Consider the following 732-nt stretch of genomic DNA (forward strand, 5'->3'; position numbering starts at 1 on the left):
TAATTTTAGTAAGGTTAGTGGTATTGAAAAGATTCAGCTAGGTGGTCATGCCGATGAAAATGGAAATATAATCAACGATAATGCTACGCTCAACCTAACTGCAAATGATATTCAAAATATACTACGTGGTAGCGATAATAATATACTAAAAATAGACGGCGATGATGGAGATAGACTTAATCTTTCTGGTGGCGGATGGAGTAAAGGAGCTAGTGACGGCACTTATACGACTTTTACTAGCGGTACCGTTACCGTAGAAGTTAAAGACGATATGGTAAATAACGTAATATACTAAACAACGTTTTGTTTAGTGAGCTAATTTTTAAATACCCCAAGGTTTATCCATTGGGGTATCTCTTTTCTATCATTAAATTTTTATAATTGTTTATTTTTTTAACTAGCATCAAATCTACAAAATTTTAGTTATTTAATCAGTAAGTCTGGATGATAAACAAATAATTTTAGTAAGGTTAGTGGTATTGAAAAGATTCAGCTAGGTGGTCATGCCGATGAAAATGGAAATATAATCAACGATAATGCTACGCTCAACCTAACTGCAAATGATATTCAAAATATACTACGTGGTAGCGATAATAATATACTAAAAATAGACGGCGATGATGGAGATAGACTTAATCTTTCTGGTGGCGGATGGAGTAAAGGAGCTAGTGACGGCACTTATACGACTTTTACTAGCGGTACCGTTACCGTAGAAGTTAAAGACGATATGGT

1 protein-coding gene is annotated in these 732 nt (G+C 34.3%); it reads left to right on the forward strand.

The window, feature by feature from the left end; translation table 11 throughout:
- Window positions 1-295 (forward strand): hypothetical protein (locus FZ940_RS09510; protein ID WP_187422173.1); only part of this gene is annotated, 295 nt, incomplete at its 5' end.
- Between the last annotated feature and the right edge of the window lie 437 nt (window positions 296-732).

Origin of the sequence: Campylobacter concisus, assembly GCF_902460415.1 — a bacterium.
In the GTDB taxonomy this organism is placed as follows: domain Bacteria; phylum Campylobacterota; class Campylobacteria; order Campylobacterales; family Campylobacteraceae; genus Campylobacter_A; species Campylobacter_A concisus_Y.